This window comes from Komagataeibacter medellinensis NBRC 3288 (assembly GCF_000182745.2).
In the GTDB taxonomy this organism is placed as follows: domain Bacteria; phylum Pseudomonadota; class Alphaproteobacteria; order Acetobacterales; family Acetobacteraceae; genus Komagataeibacter; species Komagataeibacter medellinensis.
In genome coordinates, this window is sequence record NC_016027.1 from 1724786 (window position 1) to 1743269 (window position 18484).

The following is an 18484-nucleotide window of genomic DNA, read 5'->3' on the forward strand; positions in this document are numbered from 1 at the left end:
CGCCGAGAAAACAACGATTAAAAAATAGAAATCATAAAGGCAGACAAACGTACCATGGCAAAGATCAAGGTCAAGAATCCCGTTGTCGAGATGGATGGCGACGAGATGACCCGCATTATCTGGCACTTCATCCGCGAACGGCTGATCCTGCCCTATCTGGATATCGACCTGAAATATTATGACCTTGGCATTACCCACCGTGACGAGACCGATGACCGCGTAACCGTGGAAGCCGCCGAAGCCGTGCGCCGGTACGGCGTGGGCGTGAAATGCGCCACCATCACCCCAGACGAGGCACGGGTAGAAGAATTTGGCCTCAAGAAGATGTGGCGCTCGCCCAACGGGACCATCCGCAATATCCTTGATGGCACGATCTTCCGTGAACCGATCATCTGCTCCAACGTGCCGCGCCTTGTCCCGCACTGGACACAGCCCATCGTGATCGGCCGCCATGCCTATGGCGACATCTACCGCGCGGCCGAAACCCGCATCCCCGGTCCCGGCAAGGTCACGCTGCGCTACACCCCCGCCGATGGCGGCCCGGAGCAGGTGCTCGACGTGCATGACTTCAAGGGCCCCGGCGTGGCACTTGGCATGCACAATACCCGTGCCTCGATCGAGGGCTTCGCGCGTGCGTCCCTCGCCTACGGGCGCGACCGGAAGCTGCCGGTCTACCTGTCCACCAAGAACACCATCCTCAAGGCCTATGACGGCATGTTCAAGGATGTGTTCCAGGAAGTGTACGAACGGGAATTCAAGGCCGAGTTCGAAAAGCTGGGCCTGACCTACGAACACCGCCTGATTGATGACATGGTGGCCTGCGCGCTGAAGTGGAAGGGTGGCTACGTCTGGGCATGCAAGAACTATGACGGCGACGTGGAAAGCGACATCGTAGCCCAGGGCTTCGGCAGCCTTGGCCTCATGACTTCGGTGCTGCTGAACCCGACGGGCGACGTGGTGGAAGCCGAAGCCGCACACGGCACCGTCACCCGCCACTTCCGCGAACACCAGAAAGGGCGGCCCACCAGCACCAACCCCATCGCCTCGATCTTTGCATGGACACGGGGTCTGGCCTATCGTGGCAGGTTCGATGACACACCGGATGTGACCCACTTTGCCCATACGCTGGAGCGCGTGTGCATTGAAACCGTCGAAGGCGGCCAGATGACCAAGGACCTCGCCCTGCTGGTGGGCAAAGACACCAAGTGGCTCGATACCCAGCCCTTCCTTGACGTGCTGGATGAAAAGCTGAGCACGGCACTGGCCAAGGCGTAAAAACACGAACGTGACGGCCCACCGGTCGTCACGTTTTCACAAGACCAAAATGAAAGACGTTTTTTGGTGAAGTTTGTTTCAGGAAGCCTCAGGAAATGCCGCCTTTTGAAAAGAAAGGCGGCGCCCGAAAACTCTTATTCCCCTTCCGCCAGTTGGCGGTTTTCCAGCACCCCTTCCCACCGCGCCGCAACGGCGGCGGCATAGCCATTGCCCAGCACGTTGGTCGCCGTGCGCGCCATGTCGAGGAAGTGGTCGATTCCCAGTATCAGCGCTAACCCCGCTTCGGGCAGGCCAAACTGCGGCATGACGGCCGCCAGCGTGACCAGCGCCGCACGCGGCACACCGGCAATGCCCTTGCTGCTCAGCATCATCACCAGCACCATTGCCACCTGCTGGCCCAGCGGCATATGGATGCCATAGACCTGCGCGATGAAAAGCGCGCCAAAGGACTGGAACAGTACCGACCCATCAAGGTTGAAGCTGTAACCCAGAGGCAGCACGAACCCGCTGATGCGATCAGGCACGCCAAACTGCTCCAGCCGCTCGACCAGCAAGGGATAGACCGATTCACTGCTGGCGGTGGCAAAACCCAGCAGGATCGGCTGCAGCAGCGTCCGCGCCAACACAAACACACGTCGGCCCAGCACACAGAAGGTCATGGCGGTCAGCAGCGCCCACAACACCCCCAGCGTTGCATAGAATTTGCACAAGAACAGCCCGAACGTGCCCAGAATGCCCGCCCCGCTATGGGCCACGCTGCCCATGACGGAGCCAAACACCGCTATGGGAGCAACATACATGACCATGTCGGTCATCCGCAGCATGATGCGTGCCAGTTCCCCGGTCCATGGCAGGATCATGCGCTGCGCGCCCTTGCCTACAGCCGGGAGCGCAAGCCCGAACAGGACGGAAAACACAACGATCTGCAGGATGTCATTGCGCCCCATCGCATCGAAAATACTGGTCGGCACCACATGCAGCACAAATTCCACCGGATCAAAATGTGCCTGCGCAAGGCCCGTATTTGCAGCCGAAAGCGGCACGGTGAAGCCAGCACCGGGTTGGAGCAGGTTAGCCGCCACCAGTCCCGTCAGTAGCGACAGGAAGGATGCCACGACAAACCACAGCAGGATCCGCCCGCCAATACGCAGCACCTGCGCCCCATCACCCAGGCTGCCGATGCCCGATACCAGTGTGGCAAAGACAAGCGGGGCAATGATCATACGCACCAGTCGCAGGAACAGGCCGGTCAGCAGACTGGCGCAACGGCTGGCGGGCTCATAGGCGGCGGGGCCGGCCATGTGGAGCCCCAGCCCCACGACAACGCCAAGCAGCAGGGCCACCACGATGGCACGGGTACGGCGGCTGGCATTATGTTTGCTGGGAACGGCCAATATCGGGGTCCTGTCAATGTGGAAAACACGCCGCAAGTAACGCGTGCTCCGGTCATGATGCAAGACAGACACGTATCATCGCATCGCCAGCCGCCATGTTCCCCCGTAGTCAGCATGGCACGCGCCCTTGCCTTTCATGCCCCCTAGCACTCCCGCAAGGGTTAGCCATGACGGGAAACACATCCACGTCATCGTATGGCGCAGGCACGGAAAACCCAGCAAAGCCAATTCCATGAAAAATTATTTCATCGCGAGATAACCCTACCCATCCAGATAGGAAAAGATTAAGGGCTTAAGTCTCATGCACGATAAAACATCGCTAACACCATTCCCATCTTCCTTGGTCGAAATGCCATGGGCGAAAGGGAGGACAGGGCAGGCTCTTTTCCCTGCATGCAGGCAGGTGGCGCTGGCTACGGGAGAAATGAGGCCCTGATCAAGCTCGCGCGCTCATCAGCGCCATGTGGCACACGGCGCAATCAGGGCGACACGCTGGCGGTACAGGCAGACTTTCACGGCGCACCAAAAATATCAGGTGAGCCACCCCCCTTCCCCGCAAGGTCAGTCGCTGGGACAGAACATTCAGGCCACGGCAATGGTCAGGCTGCCAGCACCCGACCCTGTTCACGGGAATCATGGCAGAGAAATATTGGTAAAATGATTATATGTGTCACATTATGATCACATTTGCGTGATGCTATAGCACTGTATTTGTCGTCTTTAAGGGTGATCTGTTCACTAAAACCAAGGGGTAGAGAGTATTTCCAACTATAAATTGCATATTGAATACAATTTATAGAGACCTGTTTCTGCCTGCTGAGTGCATGTTAGATATTAGCATGCGCCTGACCTTGCACACCGATTATGCCTTACGCACGCTTATATACATGGGACTCCATGCGAACAGGCGCGTCTCCATCCATGAGATTGCCGATGCGTACGATATATCGGAAAATCATCTGGTTAAGGTCATCCACCGACTGTCCCGTCTTGGGTTGATTGATGCGCGGCGCGGGCGTGGAGGTGGTCTGGTGCTGGCCCATGCACCCGAGGACATCCGTATCGGGGATGTCGTACGCAAGACCGAGGACGATATGCGGCTTGTCAGTTGCGAATCCGCCCACACGGAAGGGACATCGTGCATCCTGTCCGACATGTGCAAGCTGCGGGGTGCACTGGCGCAGGCACTTGATGCTTTCATGAAAATACTGGACGCGACCACCCTGGCCGACCTTCTGCCAGACCATGAGCGCCACATGCTGCTTGCACGCCTGCCAGGCCCGCTCGCATCAGGCGATACCGTACAGCGCGCCTGACAGGGCCATTTATACAGGCCGACATGGCCGGGCAGCCCTACATGCCGCCACCACCCGGCGTTGCCGCATCCGCCCGGGCTTCACGCAGGGCCGCCTGCGTCAGGCGCTCCTCGTTACGCCGCAGAAAAAGGGCGCTGGCCACCAGTCCTGCCGCCACGACCAGCCCCAGCCCGATACTGGCCGGTCCCGAGACCTCCGTTACCTTGCGCCCCAGGTAATAGGCACCTGCGGCATATCCCCCGGCCCAGCACAACCCGCCCAGTGCATTGAAGATCATGAAACGCGGCCACGGCATATGGTTGGCTCCCGCCAGCAGGGCCACAAAGACACGCAGCAGGGCAATGAAACGCCCGAAGAAGACAATGCCACTACCATGATGGCGGAACAGGAAGCGCCCCAGTAGCAGGCGCTCGGGGGTCAGTTTGATACGTGCACCGTATTTCTGCAACAGGGGCAGGCCAATCCTGCGCCCGATCATGTAGCCGATATTGTCCCCCACCACGGCACCGGCCACGGCCGCCAGCGCCACCCACTGAATGTCAAGCCGATGGGTGGCGGCACAGTAGACGGATGCTGAAATGATCAGGGTTTCAGCCGGAAGCGGCAGCCCCATGCTTTCCAGCATGACGATAAGGGTAATCACCCCATACCCGTAATGCTGGAACAGGTATTCAAAATGGTGCAGCAGTGTTCGATCCTCCATGGCGGGTCAACAGGCATGCATCGCAGCACCCGCCAGCGACCAGACAGACAGGGAAGGATCTGCCCCGCGTGGCAACCAGCCTGAAACCCGGCAGGGAGAATGAGTGAAACACGACAGCAGAAAAACCGGCTTTAGCGAATATCTGCCACCCGCTTTTCTGTCATGCCCGCGCGACAGCGTCTGGTACGGCCCGAACAGCCATGATGCGGTTCCCTTCCACACGGGCAGGGATCGTGTCCGGTTTTAGCGGCGTACCCATTCGCGCCGTTCAGGCGCACGCTGCTCCCAGCCCCGTCGCTCCAGTTCCGGCGTGGGCGCTTGTCCATCAGGGTAGCCGACACACAGATAGGCCACCAGTTCCAGTGCCGGGTCCACATCCAGTATGGCCTTGATCCGCGCGGGATTGATGATGGAAACCCACCCGACCCCCACACCTGCCGCCGTAGCCGCAAGCCAGAACGTATGGATGGCCATGACAGTGGACCATGTCGTCGTCTGTGGCATGGTGGCCCGCCCCAGTCCCCTACCCTGTACCGGATCGGGGTGGGACAGCACGGCGACATGATGTGGAGCATCGTCCAGACCCGCAAGCTTCAGACGGGCGTAACGCTGGGCATCCGTGTCCGCACGGTCGGCCAGGGCATCGGCATTGCACTGGCTGAAATCCTCCCGCACGGCAGCCCGGCGGTCCGCATCATCCACGCGTACGAAGCGCCACGGTTCGCTCAACCCTACCGAGGGCGCAAGGCAGGCCGTGGCCAGTAGGCCTTCCAGAACGGGTTCGGGCACGGGGTCGCAGCGGAAATGCCGTACGTCCCGCCGCCAGCGGAACAGTTCATGCAACTGGTTGGAAAAGACAGGGGAGAATGCTGGCACGGAATTCATGCCCCCTGTCTGGTTCATTCTACACCGTCTGTCACGTCCCGCATGCCAGCGCGTGTGGAGGGCGCGACATGCGGGGGGGGCATACCATTTTCCTCCGCATTCACGGGGGCGGCATAGGCGGGATCTTCGCTGAATTTGGAAGCGACTTCCTTTATTTCGTCAAAACTGGCCTTGTACCAATCAACCTGCGTCATGGTATGGCGGTTGACGACAAAGCTGAGAAAGGCCGGGTCGGATATACCATAATACAGCGCGTCCTCGTCTCCTCCCTTCATGTAAAACGCAAAGCGACAGTCCGATGCATCCGAATAGCGTAGGAAGATATGATAGATGATGGTCGGTACGAGCTCATGAATGGCCTGGCCAACATAATAGGCCGGGCGCTGTGCCAGGACGGTCGAGGCGACGTTATCCAGTATGCCTTCATTTTCCAGCGCGGGGGCACTATCGATAAAACGGGACTGATTGACCCTGACCGTAACCCCACATTTGCGGACATGGTAGGAACTGGTGACCGTAATGCCGAATTTTTCGTAATCGGGCAGCTTGTTAAACGCCGTCGTAGCGGCATGGCCCACGCTGGTGCATGCCAGCAGCATGATCCCCAGACACGCACTCCCCCATGACATGTGTCCCTGCATAGACGCGCGCTCCCCTGTTCGACCACGATGGCGCAGTACCTTATGGCGCGGAAGCCTATCGTTCTACATGAATATGGCGGCGCATCACAATGCGCCGCCATTCAGACAGGGAGCGGGGTGCCGGTGGCTCCCCCCGGCCCGATCAGGCCGCCCGGTCGAAACCACGCAGTGCAAGGAGCGAGGGCGCGTTTTCAATGCCGCCATGACAGCCCGAAGGCACGGCCACGCTGGGTAGCGTGGCTAGCAGCATGATCCCCTGCCTGCGGTAGGCGGCAGCGACCATGCGCACGAAGCGCTGGCGTGCACTGGGCATGGGGACAAGCGTGCAGGATGGAGAAAATTCCACGGCGGGAACAGGAGAAAAACGACGCATTGAAGCGTTTCCCGTGAGCCTAGCGGGCGAGACTGCCGCATGCTGCTCCTGCGCGCACGCTACGCCGCATCCGGGTAGTTGCAAATACGATATTTTCGCAGATTTCCCGAGCGATCCATGCTTTTTTCGCAAGGCTTATTCCGGCGGGTGTTGCATGGAAAATACACCCGCCAGCCGCCCCATCCTTCAGATGCAGCCAACCTGCCAGCCTGCCCGCCATTCCTGACCCGGCTGGAGGTGGAACACGCCGGGGCGAGCGGAAAATTCACCCGCGAACCCGATTGGACTGGCCATGCCGTACCAGGGTTCAATACACACGAAATCGCCCCCCGGCTTCATCCATATGCCCAGTTCGGAAAAGCCCTCCCATGTCAGCCGCAGCCCCGGTCCATCAGGAATGCGATAGGTCACCCCCCGGCTGGCCAGTTGATCAAGGATCAGCGCATCAGCCGCGAACAGTGATTCGTCCAGATGCAGGATACGCCCCCGCACCGGAGTCGGGAACGAATCGGGCAGGAGCAACCCGCCCGCCAGCCGACGCACGGGTGCGGATTCGGACTGGTCGAATTCGATAACATGCCGGTTCTTGGCCACATCGGGTGCCAGCGGCCAGGCAAAAGCGGGATGGGCCCCGAGTGATGCGGGCAGAACGCGCGTGGCATCGGGGTTGGTCACGCAGTAGCGCACCGAAAGTACACCGTTTTCAATACGGTATTCAATGACCAGGCTGAAGGCGAAGGGATAGCAGGCACGGGTATCAGGCGTATCGGTCAGTTCCAGGCGGCAGCCTGTCTCGTCACGTTCCAGCCAGCGGAACGTACAGTCACGCGCGAAGCCATGCTGGGTCATGCGGTAGGATCTGCCATCCACCCATGCCGTATCCTCCACCAGTCGCCCCACAATGGGGAACAGCACGGGAGAATGCCGTGGCCACGGAGCCTGCCCGTTCCATAGCAGATCACGGTCATCGGCCCGCAGGGCACACAGTTCCGCACCATGCGCCCGTACGCTGGCCGCAAGCCGTCCATCGCCAAATGTATGGATAGTGTCTGTCATGCTTGGGTGACTCCCTTAGTTTTATCAAGGGTGTCACCATGCACGATCAGGACCGCATATACTATTAATGGGTTGCGGGCGCCGCAGTCCGGTCCTGTGTGCCCGGCCCCTGTGCGCTCTGGGCCGCCGGTATGGCGGCCTTGGCCACGGGTGTAAGGCGCAGGGTCAACCGCTCCACCGAGAAGGCAAGCCGGGCGCCACTGCTACTGGAGGTGAACTTGATATGGATGCCGTTATTGTTCTCCATCACGGCCCCCCCCTTGCCCGCGCCAATCGTCGCCTCACCCTGGACGGACCAATATGTCCCCTCCACATCCTGCAGGCGATAGAGGTTGTAGACGGTACCCGTGGCCTGCATGGTGGAAAAACCTATGGCAGCCCCCGAACCGCCCCGGATGCGGAAAGGATAGTCATGCCCTTCAAACGACAGGACTCCCTTCCCCCACGAGACACCAGCCCCCAGGTCCGCCGCAGATAGCCTGAAGCTGATGGTGGCCGTGTGTTCGCCCAGCGCATCCGCCGCATGGGTCTGGGTTATGGAACCGATCCCGGACAGGGAGACAACAGCCGCCGCAACGGCCAGAGATGCTAGGCGCAAAAGCAGACTCCATGACTTGCGGCGAACTCCGTCGCCCCGGGCTTTTCACATGGCTGACATGTTTCCATATCACGCTATCCACACTGCCGCACAAGCCACGACCATGCAAATCATATCATGAATGGCGGGGCAGTCTGGCAGATTCAGGGCCGCACCGCAGGGGTAAGGCGTTCCAACTGGGCCCTGGCCTCCCCATTGGGTTGGGCCTGCGTGTGCAGGTTGACATAAATCTGACCATTCTGAAGGGTCTGGGCCTGCTCGGATGACAGGACAAGTGCGCCATGCTGGCCCGATTTGTAAGGGCCACCAATGGGCACGATTACACCAGCTTCCTCCCCCTCAGAGGCCGGACCATGGAAATGGGCTGCCGTGACCGGCCCGCTCAGTCCACTCCATGTAATGACATAGCGGACCAGGTTCGTGCGGGTGTTCAGCGCGGCCTCGACCTTGCCATCGGGATGGGACGTGGTGCCATGCTCACCCACAAAATGGCCTTCAAAGCGCAGGACCGCCGCCATGGCGGGTGAGGCGACTGCCATACCGGCCACGACAAGGGTAACCACGGCAGGAAAACGGATCATGCTAACCTCCAACATTTCAGAACCATGCCGACATGCACATGCTGCCGACCCTGTAGATCCAACGCCTGACAGGGGCATGCGGCAACGGGGGACGGCATAAATGTTTGCTCACACCCCTGCGCCGGACCGGCCCGCACTGCTGCATTCATATGTCCAGCGGGCGGGGGCGTTCCAGCCACCCCATGTCGGGGCTGAACCAGACGGAAGCACGGCGGTAACAGCCATGATGGCGAGGCCACAGCATACCGGCCAGATGCCCCATACCCATTGACCATCTACGGTTCATCATATGCCAACACCCACCACAGACGCCCCTTACCAGGGGTGTGCATCCGATATGAAGCGCCCGGCATCCGTAATCATGCCAATGGCGAAATAACATGCCGCGACACCCAGCAGCATGAACAGGCAGGATACGATCATACGCATCCATGCCATGTGCCACCGCAACGCTGGTGCCGCAAGGGGTACGCCGTATCAGTCCACACCCGTCCCGCCAGAGACCGCGTAGACCAGTCCGATAATGTAGCTGGCTTCCGACGAAGCCAGCAAAACATAGACCGGCGCCAGTTCCACCGGCTGGCCCGCGCGGCCCATGGGGGGCTCATACCAAAATATGGATATTCCCCTCCGTCTGACCACCACTGACCTGCAATGCCGTCCAAAACGGGCCGGAGGCCACGGCGTTCACGCGGATACCACGATGGACCATCTGCTTGGACAGCGACTTGACGAAGGCAACAATCACCCCTTTTGGTGGCCGAATAGTCCAGCAGGATCTCGGACGGGCTGAATGCGTTGACCGAGGCCGTAGCAATGATCGCGCCGCCCCGTGGCATGAACGGTATGGCGGCCTTGCTCAGGTAGAACAGGGCGTAGATATTGGTGCGGAAAGTCTCGTCAGACGGCTCGTCGGTAATGTCGAGTCCGGTGGGCTGGTGGCGCTGGCGGCCAGAGCCACGGTAACTGGTCTCACCATGGTCGGGGCGCGGCATCATCTTGCCCGCAAGGCCGGGCCATGGCTGGGACTGCTGGAGAAAGGGCGGACGGGGATAGACGCCTTCGGGGGCCATGTCCGCCGCCTGCACCCTGCCCGCAGCCGCGGCACCGACAAGACCGGCTGCAACGTCCGCCGGAACGGTACGGCGGGAAGAAGGGGGCATGCTGTCATCTGGCATGGAGGTGCACCTGTCCTTTACATGACAGAACTGCCTGTCCGCCCCACGGTTGCATGGATATGGACCTGCCAGCCCCCCAACAGCCCAGCGCGATCAGGGAAGAGCCGCGATACCGGTGATCTCGACCTTCCAGCGCGGATCAGCCAGACGGGCTTCCACTGTGGCGCGGGCCGGTTTGCTGGCGGGGTTGAGCCAGGCATCCCAGGCGCGGTTCATCGCGGTCATGTCATTCATGTCGCTGAGAAAAATCTGGACCGACAGCAGGCGTGCGCTGCTGGTGCCCGCTTCGGCCAGCAGAGCATCGATCTGGCGCAGGATGTCAGCCGTCTGTCCTTCAGCATCAAGGCTCGGGTCATCGGCGACCTGCCCTGCCAGATAGACAGTGCCGTTATGCACAACGGCGCCGGTCAGGCGTTCCTCGGGTTGCAGGCGTTTGATTGTCATAAATGTTAAGTTCCTTGTGATGCATCCGTGTGCGCCCGCAGGGATAACGGATCGGGTGCGACATGGAAACGATGCGTCGTATCGAAAAAGCGCGCATGCGCCACCAGCTCACGCACCAGTATTTTCAGGTACGCCACGCACCATCCCAGATCAAGACGGATAGACAGGTTGCCCACCCGCCCTACCTGCGCCCACACGTCCGCCAGTGTCCTGATCGAGAAGTTTGTATGATTATTCTGATGGCAGGGGTAATCGAATGGGACGTGAGGCGGTTGTAAGGTGGTGAGATGAGCAGCTTCATCCCGTTTGACCGGTCTCAGCCATATCTTCTGCCGCCTGATCTGAAGTCGTGGCTTCCGGCTGATGATATGGCGCATTTCGTTGCTGCATCGATTGAGCTGGTTCCGATGAATGCGTTCTGCGTGCCAGTGCGCACGGGAGGCAAGGCGCAGTATCATCCGCGCCTGATACTGGCCCTTCTGATCTTCAGCCATGCGAACAGATTGTTTTCCTAACGCCGGATCGAGCGGGCGACATATCGCGACATCGGGGTGCGTTTCGTGGCGGCGAACCTGCATCTGGATCACGACACGATTGCCACTTTTCGGCGGACGAACCGGACAGCCATTGAAGCGGCATTTGCGCAGGTCCTGCTTCTGGCGCGAGACGGGTCTGCTGCGTCCGGGTGTCGTATTGATCGACGGCACGAAAATCGACGCCGACGCTTCGAAATACCGTTCCCTGCGCTACGACCGGATCAGGGCGCTGCGCGAACAACTGGCGGCGGATATATCGCGAAACTGATGGAGCAGGCGGAGCACGCAGATGCCACAGACAGCGATCCGCAGGCATTGCCCGAAGAGCCTGCCCGACGGGAAACACTGAAAGCGAAGCTGGACGAAGCCTGCGCCCGACTGGAAGCAGATGCGAAGGCGCAGGCCGAGGCGGCGCGACCGGCATACGAGAAAAAGAAGGTAGTGTATGACACAAAAACAGGGCGTCGCGGCCGGGCCGCCCAAACCGCCTGATGATGAACCACCACCCGACCGGCAGATCAGTCTGACCGATCCCGACAGCCGCCTTGCGGGTTCGGACGCCCACGAGGTCCGGCAGGCTTACAATGCCCAGGCCGTGGTCTGCGCCAAAGGCAGCCAGTTGATCGTGACAGCCGACGTTGCCGCCACGTCAGCGGAGGCGTCGTCCTTTAAAAAGCTTTTATAATTTCAGGATATTATTGAGCCTGACTTCATCAAACAGCCTCTTTTGAAATTTGCCCTTAACGGTGGCGGAACATTTCATACAGCGCGACCGCTGCCGCATTGGATACGTTCAGACTTTCCATCCGGCTGTCCATGGCCAGGCCCGCAATCTCATCGCAATGCTCGCGGGTCAGTCGCCGCAGTCCGGCTCCTTCCGCACCCAGCACCAAAGCCACGCGGCGCTGGTGAAAGGCGGCGCCATCCAGCACGCCGCCGCCCGCGTCCAGCCCCACAACCCACAGGCCACGGGCCTTGAGTGCTTCCAGAACGCGGGAAAGATTGACCACACGGATCAGCGGTACGATTTCCAGCGCACCGGATGCGGCACGGGCCAGTGCCCCGGTCTCATCAGGAGCATTACGGTCCTGCATGATCACCGCCACAGCCCCGAAAGCTGCCGCCGAACGCAGGATGGCACCGATATTGCGCGGGTCTGTGACCTGATCGAGCACCATCACCGGACCGGGCTGTTCCAGTACCGTATCCAGATCCGGCGGGCTCAGCACATCCACTAAAAGCGCCATGCCCTGATGCACGGCATCGGGACCGCACAACGTATCAAGTGCTGCGCGTTCGCTCCGCACGGGCTGGATGGGAAAGCCGCCTTCCAGCCGGGTAGCCAACGTTTCCTGCGCTTCGGCTGTAACAAGAAGCTGGCGCAGCTTGCGCGCCGGGTTTTCCAGCGCAGCCTGCACCGCATGCTGGCCATACAGCCAGCATGTGCCACGCGGGGCGGATGCCGCACCACGCCCCCCTCGACCACTACGGTCAGGCGTGGAACGGGCAGAGGAGGTAGACTGGGCCGTGGGCGGGCCGCTACGGCGGCGAGAGGGTCGCATGTTCATGATCGTTCTTTAAGCCCAACCGCAACCGGCGTCATGCCCCCAAACCGGGGTTGGGCAAAGTTTTTCGTACAAGGTTATTGACACCCCTCCGCAGACCCCTTAATTACCGCGCCAACCCGGAGGGATGCCCGAGTGGCTAAAGGGGGCGGACTGTAAATCCGCTGGTGTACGCCTACGTTGGTTCGAATCCAACTCCCTCCACCAACTACCTTTCCCAAACAATCACATGCTGTATCAAAACGCTGGTTTTCCGGCGTTTTTCGTGTTTCTTCTGTCCCTATTGTTCCCTATTTGTATCAGGCAGCACCAGCAAACAGCGGGTATGCAGCGGGTATGAAATCCGTAGGGAGCGGGTAAGGGAGGGAATCGGCATGCTGACCGACACGAAGATCCGCGGTGCCAAGCCAGAAGCCAAGGCGTACCGGCTGGCAGATACCGGCGGCCTGTTTATGCACATCATGCCTGGCGGCAAGAAGGTCTGGCGCCTGCGCTACAAGTTCGAGAAACGCGAAAAGCTGCTGACACTGGGCGACTACCCGGGCGTCTCTCTGGCCGAAGCGCGCCTTGAGCGGGAGGAAGCCAAGCGCATCCTGCGTGAAGGGCGCGACCCCTCCCTGGATAAGAAGATCGTGCTGCAGGCTGCCCGCACAGATCCCGCCACCACGTTCGAGGCAGTAGCCCGGGCATGGCATGAGCAGCGCAAGGTGCTGTGGACCGCGCATTATGCAACGGACGTACTGCGCAGCCTGGAGCGGGACGTGTTTCCGGCCGTGGGGCACTATCCCATCAATGACCTGACGCCGCCCCTCGTGCTGGCAGCGCTGCGCGAGATCGAGGACCGTGGTGCGATCGAGACCGCGCACCGCGTACGCCAGCGCATGAGCGACGTTTTTGTGCATGCCATCGCATCCGGCATTGGCTCGGCCGATCCGGCCGCCATCGTGGCACCGGCACTGCGGCCGGTCATTCGGGGCCGGCAGCCGGCCATCACGGATCTGGCCGAAGTCCGCATGCTGATCAGCAAGACGGAAGCGGAAGATGCCCACCCCACTACCCTGCTGGCCTTCCGGCTGCTCTACCTGACGGCCGTGCGCCCGGGCGAACTGCGTGCAGCCCGGTGGGATGAGTTCCAGAATATGGATGGTGACCGGCCTCTATGGTGCATCCCGGCCGAGCGGATGAAGATGAAGCGCGAGCACCTGGTCCCGCTATCGCGGCAGGCCGTGGCAACCGTGCAGGCGCTGCGCCCCTTTAGCGGCCACTGGCCGCACCTGTTCCCGAACACGCGGCGGCCGGCACAGGTATTGAGTGAAAATGCACTGGGCTATCTGCTGAACCGTGCAGGCTTCCACCATCGGCATGTGCCGCATGGCTTCCGGGCCTCATTCTCTACCGTGATGAATGAGCGCTGCCCGGCAGACCGGCAGGTGATCGATGTGATGCTGGCCCATGTGCCAAAGGATAAGGTGGAAGGGGCCTATAACAGGGCGCTCTACCTGGAGCGCCGGCGCCAGTTGGCGCAGGAATGGGCCGATCTGGTCAGTGATGGGCAGACCGGCCTGGGGGATCTGGTGGCAAAGAAACGGAAATCAGCCCCCTGATGCACCCGCGCCTCCCCTGATCCAGCTGTCAATCACGCCCGAGTGCCAGCGGATAGCCCCGGCCGAAAGTTTGCGCGGAGCCGGAAAGGTGCCCGCTTTCACGTAGCGGTATATCGTCATCCGGCTAAGGCCCGTACGCGTCATGACTTCCTTGGCCGTCAACAGCCGTTCTTCACTATTGCGCTGCATCTCACCCACCTTTCGGTTCCTCCCCCGTGTCGTTCGTGCCGGTCAGTAGCCCCCGGCCTTTCAGCATGTGCTTGCCGCCCTGGTGCACCAGCTTGGCAATGATCGAGATCCGGCAGCCCTCGGGGTCGGACAGGTAACCGACATAGTTGCCATCCCTGTCCTGCTGCAGGTTGAAGTCATAGACTTCCTTGCCCAGGACCGTACCGCGAAAGATCGGGTGCTGGCGCCAGTCGCGCCTTTGCGTATTCATCCCGCTGTGTCCTTACCAAGGGATGCGACAGCCTGGTCATGCAAAGCCTTGGATGCCTTTTCAAAATCCCCCAGCTTCAAGACGCCCTTTAACAGCTTGAAGATCACATAGGCCTGTTCGGCTTCTGCTTTGTGGGGGATCTTGGCGCCGGCGGCACGAAAGGCATTCGCATATGGCGCCGCCTGAAAACAGATAAGGCCCAATGCAGCCTCAATGTCCGGCGTCATTTCATCGGGCAGGGCATTTTCTTTGAGCCGAGCAATCTCCATGTCCCGCACTGTAACCTGTGCTGCCATGTCAATGCGGCGGACGAGAGGCGTTATATCGCGACAGGGAAGATGTTTCGATGATGTAGCAGAAACCCTTGGTTTCCACACAGAAGGCGCACCATAGTAACCCAAGTTTACTTCATAATACACGCCAACCGTCTCTACATCCGTACAGGGCTGGATGGGGGTGCCGATGGCTTCAAGCGCCTGATGGACGCCGATCTTTTTCGACGTGTTCAGCGCGATTACGGTTGCGACTTCTGATGCCTGTTCGTCCGATACTTCGCCTGGCACAAGATACATCGGTGTTTCATCTGGCATGCTCACGGTCGCCCCTCCATTTCATCCAGCGCGGCGTTGGCGCCAGCAACGAACTGCCGGGCTTCCTCGCTGTGCGTTTCATATCCGTAGGATTTCAGGGCATCGGCCACGCGTAGTGCGCCCAGCCCATGCGCCCATTCATAGCCATGCTGCCATGCCTGTGGCCTGCTCAAGGCACCACCACCATCCACAGCACGATCAGCGCCAGCCAGATCAGGCTGACCACCACTACGGCGCGAAGCAGCTCGGCCGTGGTGGGCATGTTGCGTGTGGCCCATGTGATCCATTTTTCGTCCTGGGGCTGGATTATGGCTCTTGCCCCGGCGCATCTATCAATCGGATATAGTCATCAGCATTGGGACAGCCGATCACAACCGTATGCTGCTCACCGGTTGCGATATCTTCGAGAATAATGGCCGGGTCAGTAATCCAGCCCATGGAACGATATATGGGGCCGCCATGACGCCGGCGGTAAAGCTGGACCGGATCGTTCTCCGGGTCGAACGGTGAAATCGGCATCAGGCTGCCTCCCCTTTCCTGTCGGCATTACGCACCCACGGCTCGCAGCGCGGGCCAGGCACGCCAAAATGGACCGGGCACCAGTCCGGTGCGCGGCCGACCAGCCACTGGCGCAGGTCGGTCACCTTCGCGGGCGCCTTCTCGCCACGCGGTGCATAGTCTTTCGCAATGGCCTTGAGCGTGCTGCCGCTGACATGCGCCAGCATCTCGGCCGTATCCAGTTCGGGCATCTGGGCATCGGCGTTGATCAGGGCACCGATATATTCAGGCCGGGCATATTCCTCGGGCGGTTTCCATGTCGATGTCTGGCGGTGTGGCGCCACCACGGTCAGGGTCCGCGCCAGCGCCTCGCCCGCCAGTTCCGCCATGCGGGTGAACTCCAGTTCGGGAAGGTCGCCTGCGGGCGAAACCAGCGCGGCCAGAATGTCACGCATCTGGCTGTTGCCGGCCACATAGGCGATCAGCAGGGCGTGGAAGGCATCTTCCGGCGTCATGCGCAGCGGATTGCGCAGCGCCGAACGCAGGGCATTCGTGCGGATTTCGGCCAGATAGTCCTGCCCCGCCTTGGTAATCTGCGGTTCCTCGGCCGGGGTATCATCCGTCTCAACCACCTCGATTGCGCCCGGATCGGAATCGGGTTCCTCAACCACGTCATCGGCCTGGTCATCCGCCACCACGGCAGCGGTAGCCTTCACCGGCTTGATAATGACCGACACCACACTGCAGGCATCATGGTAATGGTTGAGTGGCACGATGGCGTACGCGCGCTTGTGCCGGCTGCGCCTGGTCAATGTCTTGTCCGCCCCGCCGGAACTGTCGGCAAACATCCAGCCAGCCGGCACCTGCGGCAGCAGTGTGGTGGCGTTGTAGTCCACCAGCAGCGCGGGCTCATCGCCGGTCTGGATCAGATCCTCTACCGCGCCGCGCTGCGCTGCCATGAAGCCGGCCGTGTCCGTCGTGGTGAACTGCTCGGGCGATCCGGGCTCGGCAAACAGGTCCTCGTCAAACACGATGCCCGAGGCCTCAACGTCAAACAGGGCGCGTTCGCGGGGGATGCGACGGGTAATGCACTCACCCGCGACGCTGTTCCACTGAACAGCGTCACCATGATAAAGATGGCGCTTTAGCGCCGCTGCCTGAACCTCATGCGCCGCCTGCGAGATCTCGCCCAGTATCCGCCAGCTGGGCAGTTCGCGGCCCGTAAGGGCATCAAGCACTTCGGGCGCCAGCCCGCCCAGCTTGCATATCTGCCCTATCTGCCGATCGGTCATGCCCAGCGCCAGCCCGGCCTTCCGAACCGTGTAGCCGTCCGCCACCATGCGCTCGATGTGGCGCCACTGGTCAACTGGGTCCACGGGTACGCGCTGGATGTTCTCGGCCGCCTGCGCCGCCTCGGCCTCGACCTCACTCAACAGATGTGTCACGGCCGGGATCTCGGTCAGCCCGACACTCCGCGCCGCGTTCAGCCTGCGGTAGCCTGCAATTAAAATGTAGCCGCCTTCGGGGTCAGGCCGCACCACAACCGGCTGCAGCACGCCAAGGGCACGGATCGAGCCTTCCAGCGCCGCCGTGACTTCCGCCGTGGGCTGCACCCGGCGCATGTTGCCGTTTTCGTGGATGTCAGCAATGGCAACCATCATGACACTTTCCCCCGAAAGGGAACGTAGGCCGTCTGCATCGCGGTCATCAGCAGTGCCTCCAGCCTTTCACGGCAGGCATCGGCATCCCGTGCGCATGCCCGGGCTGCGCGGTCATAGCCCATTTCCGCCTGCTGGCGGCTGTAGCGGTCCAGGTTACGGGCATTGGCCTGATAGATGCGGGCCTGTTTGGCGTCCTCGTCGGTCAGGCGCGAGAACAGCACTTCGGCATCAATGATCTGCATGGGGTTTCCCCTTGTGTTGGGTCGGGAAGAATGTGGGGAGCGCACAGGCGCGCTTCGGGGCCTCGGTCGCCAGCCGGTCGGCAAGGTCACTCGCCTGCTGGGCCACGTCACAAAAGCCATGGATGGTCAGGTCGGCCGCCAGTTCGCGGTAGGCATCAGCCGCGATCAGCAGCGCATCGGCCGAGAACCGGCGCGATGCCAGCAGCAGCTGCGCCGGCGCGCGGTAGCAGCGCGGCAGCTGGCGGGTCATATCTCGTACCCTCGGGCACAGATGTGCAGCCGGGCGCTGTGCTGCTCAGGTGTTTCGATAATAAAACCGCTGCCCAGCCACGCGCCTAAAGCAATGAGCGCAGCATAAGAAACGGCAAGCAACAGAATAGCAGCAGGGCTGAAACTCTCGCCTTGTAATGGCCTGGAGGACGGCTTTGGCCGCGGTGGCGCAGGCATCCTAACCACGATGCCCGGGTCCAGTGACCCTAAACCGACCGGTTATAGTCCCGACCAAAGGCGCCATTCTCGCCAGGCCCCGGGCAACTGCATCACGATATTCGACGTCAGCCCATTGGCATGCGCCCATCATGAACATCAGCGCATTCTGGTGCGAATAGTCCGCAGTGATGCATTGCCCATCTTTACACAGCTGCACTGGGAAATGATGGCGCAGCCATGTGTCGTCGCCGCCAAACAGATCCACGAAGCGGTCGCGGCAGGCCAGCTGGCCGCGCGTAAGGGCCTTCGTCTGCCCGGAATAATCATTAAAAACGTAAGTGCCATCTGTCCGCATGCCGATCGGTTTGATCGGGCATCCGCGCAAAATATTGTGCACGGTCTTCCTCCATCGCTGGTGACGATGAGGGGATGTTGCTTATTGCAACATGAGAGGTCAAGCGAAAATGTTTATAAAT

At 60.8% G+C, this 18484-nt stretch carries 24 protein-coding genes, 1 tRNA gene and 2 pseudogenes; 5 read left to right on the forward strand and 22 right to left on the reverse strand.

The window, feature by feature from the left end:
• Positions 1-54 precede the first annotated feature (54 nt).
• Positions 55-1275 (forward strand): NADP-dependent isocitrate dehydrogenase, encoded by a 1221-nt coding sequence (locus GLX_RS07905; protein ID WP_014105464.1) that lies wholly within the window; start codon positions 55-57, stop codon positions 1273-1275.
• Positions 1276-1409: 134 nt separating this feature from the next.
• Here the strand turns inward: GLX_RS07905 and GLX_RS07910 are convergent, their stop codons facing one another.
• Positions 1410-2672 carry a dicarboxylate/amino acid:cation symporter gene (locus GLX_RS07910; protein WP_407927266.1) on the reverse strand — a complete coding sequence of 421 codons (1263 nt, stop codon included), beginning with the start codon at positions 2670-2672 and terminating at the stop codon, positions 1410-1412.
• A gap of 836 nt (positions 2673-3508) precedes the next feature.
• Here GLX_RS07910 and GLX_RS07915 point away from each other — a divergent pair.
• Positions 3509-3985 carry an RrF2 family transcriptional regulator gene (locus tag GLX_RS07915; RefSeq protein WP_014105466.1) on the forward strand — a complete coding sequence of 159 codons (477 nt, stop codon included), beginning with the start codon at positions 3509-3511 and terminating at the stop codon, positions 3983-3985.
• 37 nt (positions 3986-4022) lie between these two features.
• Here the strand turns inward: GLX_RS07915 and GLX_RS07920 are convergent, their stop codons facing one another.
• The 11 genes and pseudogenes from GLX_RS07920 to GLX_RS07965 all read right to left on the reverse strand — a co-directional run bounded on the left by GLX_RS07920 (position 4023) and on the right by GLX_RS07965 (position 10641).
• Positions 4023-4688: a DedA family protein gene (locus GLX_RS07920; protein ID WP_014105467.1), complete on the reverse strand. Its 666-nt coding sequence runs from the start codon at positions 4686-4688 to the stop codon at positions 4023-4025.
• Between the two features lie 243 nt (positions 4689-4931).
• Complete coding sequence (gene bluB / locus GLX_RS07925) at positions 4932-5573, reverse strand: 5,6-dimethylbenzimidazole synthase (protein ID WP_014105468.1); 642 nt, start codon at positions 5571-5573, stop codon at positions 4932-4934.
• A 14-nt stretch (positions 5574-5587) separates the two neighbouring features.
• Positions 5588-6214 (reverse strand): hypothetical protein, encoded by a 627-nt coding sequence (locus GLX_RS07930; RefSeq protein WP_014105469.1) that lies wholly within the window; start codon positions 6212-6214, stop codon positions 5588-5590.
• A gap of 142 nt (positions 6215-6356) precedes the next feature.
• Complete coding sequence (locus GLX_RS07935) at positions 6357-6587, reverse strand: hypothetical protein (RefSeq protein WP_014105470.1); 231 nt, start codon at positions 6585-6587, stop codon at positions 6357-6359.
• Positions 6588-6773: 186 nt separating this feature from the next.
• Positions 6774-7643 (reverse strand): aldose 1-epimerase family protein, encoded by an 870-nt coding sequence (locus tag GLX_RS07940; RefSeq protein WP_014105471.1) that lies wholly within the window; start codon positions 7641-7643, stop codon positions 6774-6776.
• Between the two features lie 64 nt (positions 7644-7707).
• Positions 7708-8241 carry a hypothetical protein gene (locus GLX_RS07945; protein ID WP_014105472.1) on the reverse strand — a complete coding sequence of 178 codons (534 nt, stop codon included), beginning with the start codon at positions 8239-8241 and terminating at the stop codon, positions 7708-7710.
• 143 nt (positions 8242-8384) lie between these two features.
• On the reverse strand, positions 8385-8822 hold the full coding sequence (locus GLX_RS07950) for a CHRD domain-containing protein (protein WP_041247274.1): 438 nt from the start codon (positions 8820-8822) through the stop codon (positions 8385-8387).
• Between the two features lie 145 nt (positions 8823-8967).
• Entirely contained in the window at positions 8968-9111 is a 144-nt protein-coding gene (locus GLX_RS18430; RefSeq protein ID WP_158309224.1) for a hypothetical protein, read from the reverse strand.
• A 188-nt stretch (positions 9112-9299) separates the two neighbouring features.
• Positions 9300-10000 (reverse strand): annotated as a pseudogene (locus GLX_RS07955) (SDR family oxidoreductase).
• A gap of 93 nt (positions 10001-10093) precedes the next feature.
• A complete protein-coding gene (locus tag GLX_RS07960) occupies positions 10094-10444 on the reverse strand; it encodes a RidA family protein (RefSeq protein ID WP_014105475.1) in 351 nt (116 codons plus the stop codon).
• Between the two features lie 5 nt (positions 10445-10449).
• Positions 10450-10641, reverse strand: a complete 192-nt coding sequence (locus tag GLX_RS07965; RefSeq protein WP_041247275.1) for a hypothetical protein — start codon at positions 10639-10641, stop codon at positions 10450-10452.
• Positions 10642-10731: 90 nt separating this feature from the next.
• On the opposite strand from GLX_RS07965, the pseudogene GLX_RS07970 reads away from it, so the two are divergent.
• A pseudogene (locus GLX_RS07970) lies at positions 10732-11650 on the forward strand (transposase); the annotation flags it as partial.
• Between the two features lie 70 nt (positions 11651-11720).
• Here the strand turns inward: GLX_RS07970 and rlmB are convergent.
• Positions 11721-12548 (reverse strand): 23S rRNA (guanosine(2251)-2'-O)-methyltransferase RlmB, encoded by an 828-nt coding sequence (rlmB, locus tag GLX_RS07975; protein ID WP_014105479.1) that lies wholly within the window; start codon positions 12546-12548, stop codon positions 11721-11723.
• 118 nt (positions 12549-12666) lie between these two features.
• Here rlmB and GLX_RS07980 point away from each other — a divergent pair.
• Positions 12667-12752 (forward strand) — tRNA-Tyr (locus GLX_RS07980).
• A 167-nt stretch (positions 12753-12919) separates the two neighbouring features.
• Positions 12920-14149: a tyrosine-type recombinase/integrase gene (locus GLX_RS07985; protein WP_014105480.1), complete on the forward strand. Its 1230-nt coding sequence runs from the start codon at positions 12920-12922 to the stop codon at positions 14147-14149.
• Here GLX_RS07985 and GLX_RS07990 read toward each other — a convergent pair.
• The 9 genes from GLX_RS07990 to GLX_RS08025 all read right to left on the reverse strand — a co-directional run bounded on the left by GLX_RS07990 (position 14138) and on the right by GLX_RS08025 (position 18405).
• Complete coding sequence (locus GLX_RS07990) at positions 14138-14338, reverse strand: helix-turn-helix transcriptional regulator (protein WP_014105481.1); 201 nt, start codon at positions 14336-14338, stop codon at positions 14138-14140. The genes GLX_RS07985 and GLX_RS07990 overlap by 12 nt on opposite strands.
• A 1-nt stretch (position 14339) precedes the next feature.
• Positions 14340-14588 carry a hypothetical protein gene (locus GLX_RS07995; RefSeq protein ID WP_014105482.1) on the reverse strand — a complete coding sequence of 83 codons (249 nt, stop codon included), beginning with the start codon at positions 14586-14588 and terminating at the stop codon, positions 14340-14342.
• On the reverse strand, positions 14585-15184 hold the full coding sequence (locus GLX_RS16510) for a hypothetical protein (RefSeq protein WP_148268561.1): 600 nt from the start codon (positions 15182-15184) through the stop codon (positions 14585-14587). Before GLX_RS16510 ends, GLX_RS07995 begins: the two co-directional genes overlap by 4 nt.
• Entirely contained in the window at positions 15181-15351 is a 171-nt protein-coding gene (locus tag GLX_RS18435) for a hypothetical protein (RefSeq protein ID WP_158309225.1), read from the reverse strand. The genes GLX_RS16510 and GLX_RS18435 overlap by 4 nt, the downstream gene beginning before the upstream one ends.
• A gap of 133 nt (positions 15352-15484) precedes the next feature.
• Positions 15485-15697 carry a hypothetical protein gene (locus GLX_RS16515; RefSeq protein WP_014105485.1) on the reverse strand — a complete coding sequence of 71 codons (213 nt, stop codon included), beginning with the start codon at positions 15695-15697 and terminating at the stop codon, positions 15485-15487.
• The gene (locus GLX_RS08010; protein ID WP_041247277.1) at positions 15697-17337 is read right to left on the reverse strand and encodes a ParB/RepB/Spo0J family partition protein; all 1641 of its coding nucleotides are present in this window, start codon (positions 17335-17337) and stop codon (positions 15697-15699) included. Before GLX_RS08010 ends, GLX_RS16515 begins: the two co-directional genes overlap by 1 nt.
• Positions 17334-17579, reverse strand: a complete 246-nt coding sequence (locus GLX_RS08015; RefSeq protein ID WP_014105487.1) for a hypothetical protein — start codon at positions 17577-17579, stop codon at positions 17334-17336. The genes GLX_RS08010 and GLX_RS08015 overlap by 4 nt, the downstream gene beginning before the upstream one ends.
• Positions 17566-17829, reverse strand: coding sequence for a hypothetical protein (locus tag GLX_RS08020; RefSeq protein WP_014105488.1), 264 nt, complete (start codon positions 17827-17829; stop codon positions 17566-17568). Before GLX_RS08020 ends, GLX_RS08015 begins: the two co-directional genes overlap by 14 nt.
• A 198-nt stretch (positions 17830-18027) precedes the next feature.
• Positions 18028-18405, reverse strand: coding sequence for a hypothetical protein (locus tag GLX_RS08025; protein ID WP_041247278.1), 378 nt, complete (start codon positions 18403-18405; stop codon positions 18028-18030).
• Positions 18406-18484 lie beyond the last annotated feature (79 nt).

Coding starts and splice junctions, on each gene's coding strand:
- GLX_RS18430 (WP_158309224.1), bottom strand. CDS start 9,111: ATGATGAACCGTAGATGGTCAATGGGTATGGGGCATCTGGCCGGTATG.
- bluB (WP_014105468.1), bottom strand. CDS start 5,573: ATGAATTCCGTGCCAGCATTCTCCCCTGTCTTTTCCAACCAGTTGCAT.
- GLX_RS16515 (WP_014105485.1), bottom strand. CDS start 15,697: ATGCCGATTTCACCGTTCGACCCGGAGAACGATCCGGTCCAGCTTTAC.
- GLX_RS08010 (WP_041247277.1), bottom strand. CDS start 17,337: ATGATGGTTGCCATTGCTGACATCCACGAAAACGGCAACATGCGCCGG.
- GLX_RS07920 (WP_014105467.1), bottom strand. CDS start 4,688: ATGGAGGATCGAACACTGCTGCACCATTTTGAATACCTGTTCCAGCAT.
- GLX_RS08015 (WP_014105487.1), bottom strand. CDS start 17,579: ATGCAGATCATTGATGCCGAAGTGCTGTTCTCGCGCCTGACCGACGAG.
- GLX_RS07930 (WP_014105469.1), bottom strand. CDS start 6,214: ATGCAGGGACACATGTCATGGGGGAGTGCGTGTCTGGGGATCATGCTG.
- GLX_RS07905 (WP_014105464.1), top strand. CDS start 55: ATGGCAAAGATCAAGGTCAAGAATCCCGTTGTCGAGATGGATGGCGAC.
- GLX_RS08020 (WP_014105488.1), bottom strand. CDS start 17,829: ATGACCCGCCAGCTGCCGCGCTGCTACCGCGCGCCGGCGCAGCTGCTG.
- rlmB (WP_014105479.1), bottom strand. CDS start 12,548: ATGAACATGCGACCCTCTCGCCGCCGTAGCGGCCCGCCCACGGCCCAG.
- GLX_RS07915 (WP_014105466.1), top strand. CDS start 3,509: ATGCGCCTGACCTTGCACACCGATTATGCCTTACGCACGCTTATATAC.
- GLX_RS07985 (WP_014105480.1), top strand. CDS start 12,920: ATGCTGACCGACACGAAGATCCGCGGTGCCAAGCCAGAAGCCAAGGCG.
- GLX_RS07960 (WP_014105475.1), bottom strand. CDS start 10,444: ATGACAATCAAACGCCTGCAACCCGAGGAACGCCTGACCGGCGCCGTT.
- GLX_RS07950 (WP_041247274.1), bottom strand. CDS start 8,822: ATGATCCGTTTTCCTGCCGTGGTTACCCTTGTCGTGGCCGGTATGGCA.
- GLX_RS07995 (WP_014105482.1), bottom strand. CDS start 14,588: ATGAATACGCAAAGGCGCGACTGGCGCCAGCACCCGATCTTTCGCGGT.
- GLX_RS07940 (WP_014105471.1), bottom strand. CDS start 7,643: ATGACAGACACTATCCATACATTTGGCGATGGACGGCTTGCGGCCAGC.
- GLX_RS07935 (WP_014105470.1), bottom strand. CDS start 6,587: ATGCGTCGTTTTTCTCCTGTTCCCGCCGTGGAATTTTCTCCATCCTGC.
- GLX_RS07990 (WP_014105481.1), bottom strand. CDS start 14,338: ATGCAGCGCAATAGTGAAGAACGGCTGTTGACGGCCAAGGAAGTCATG.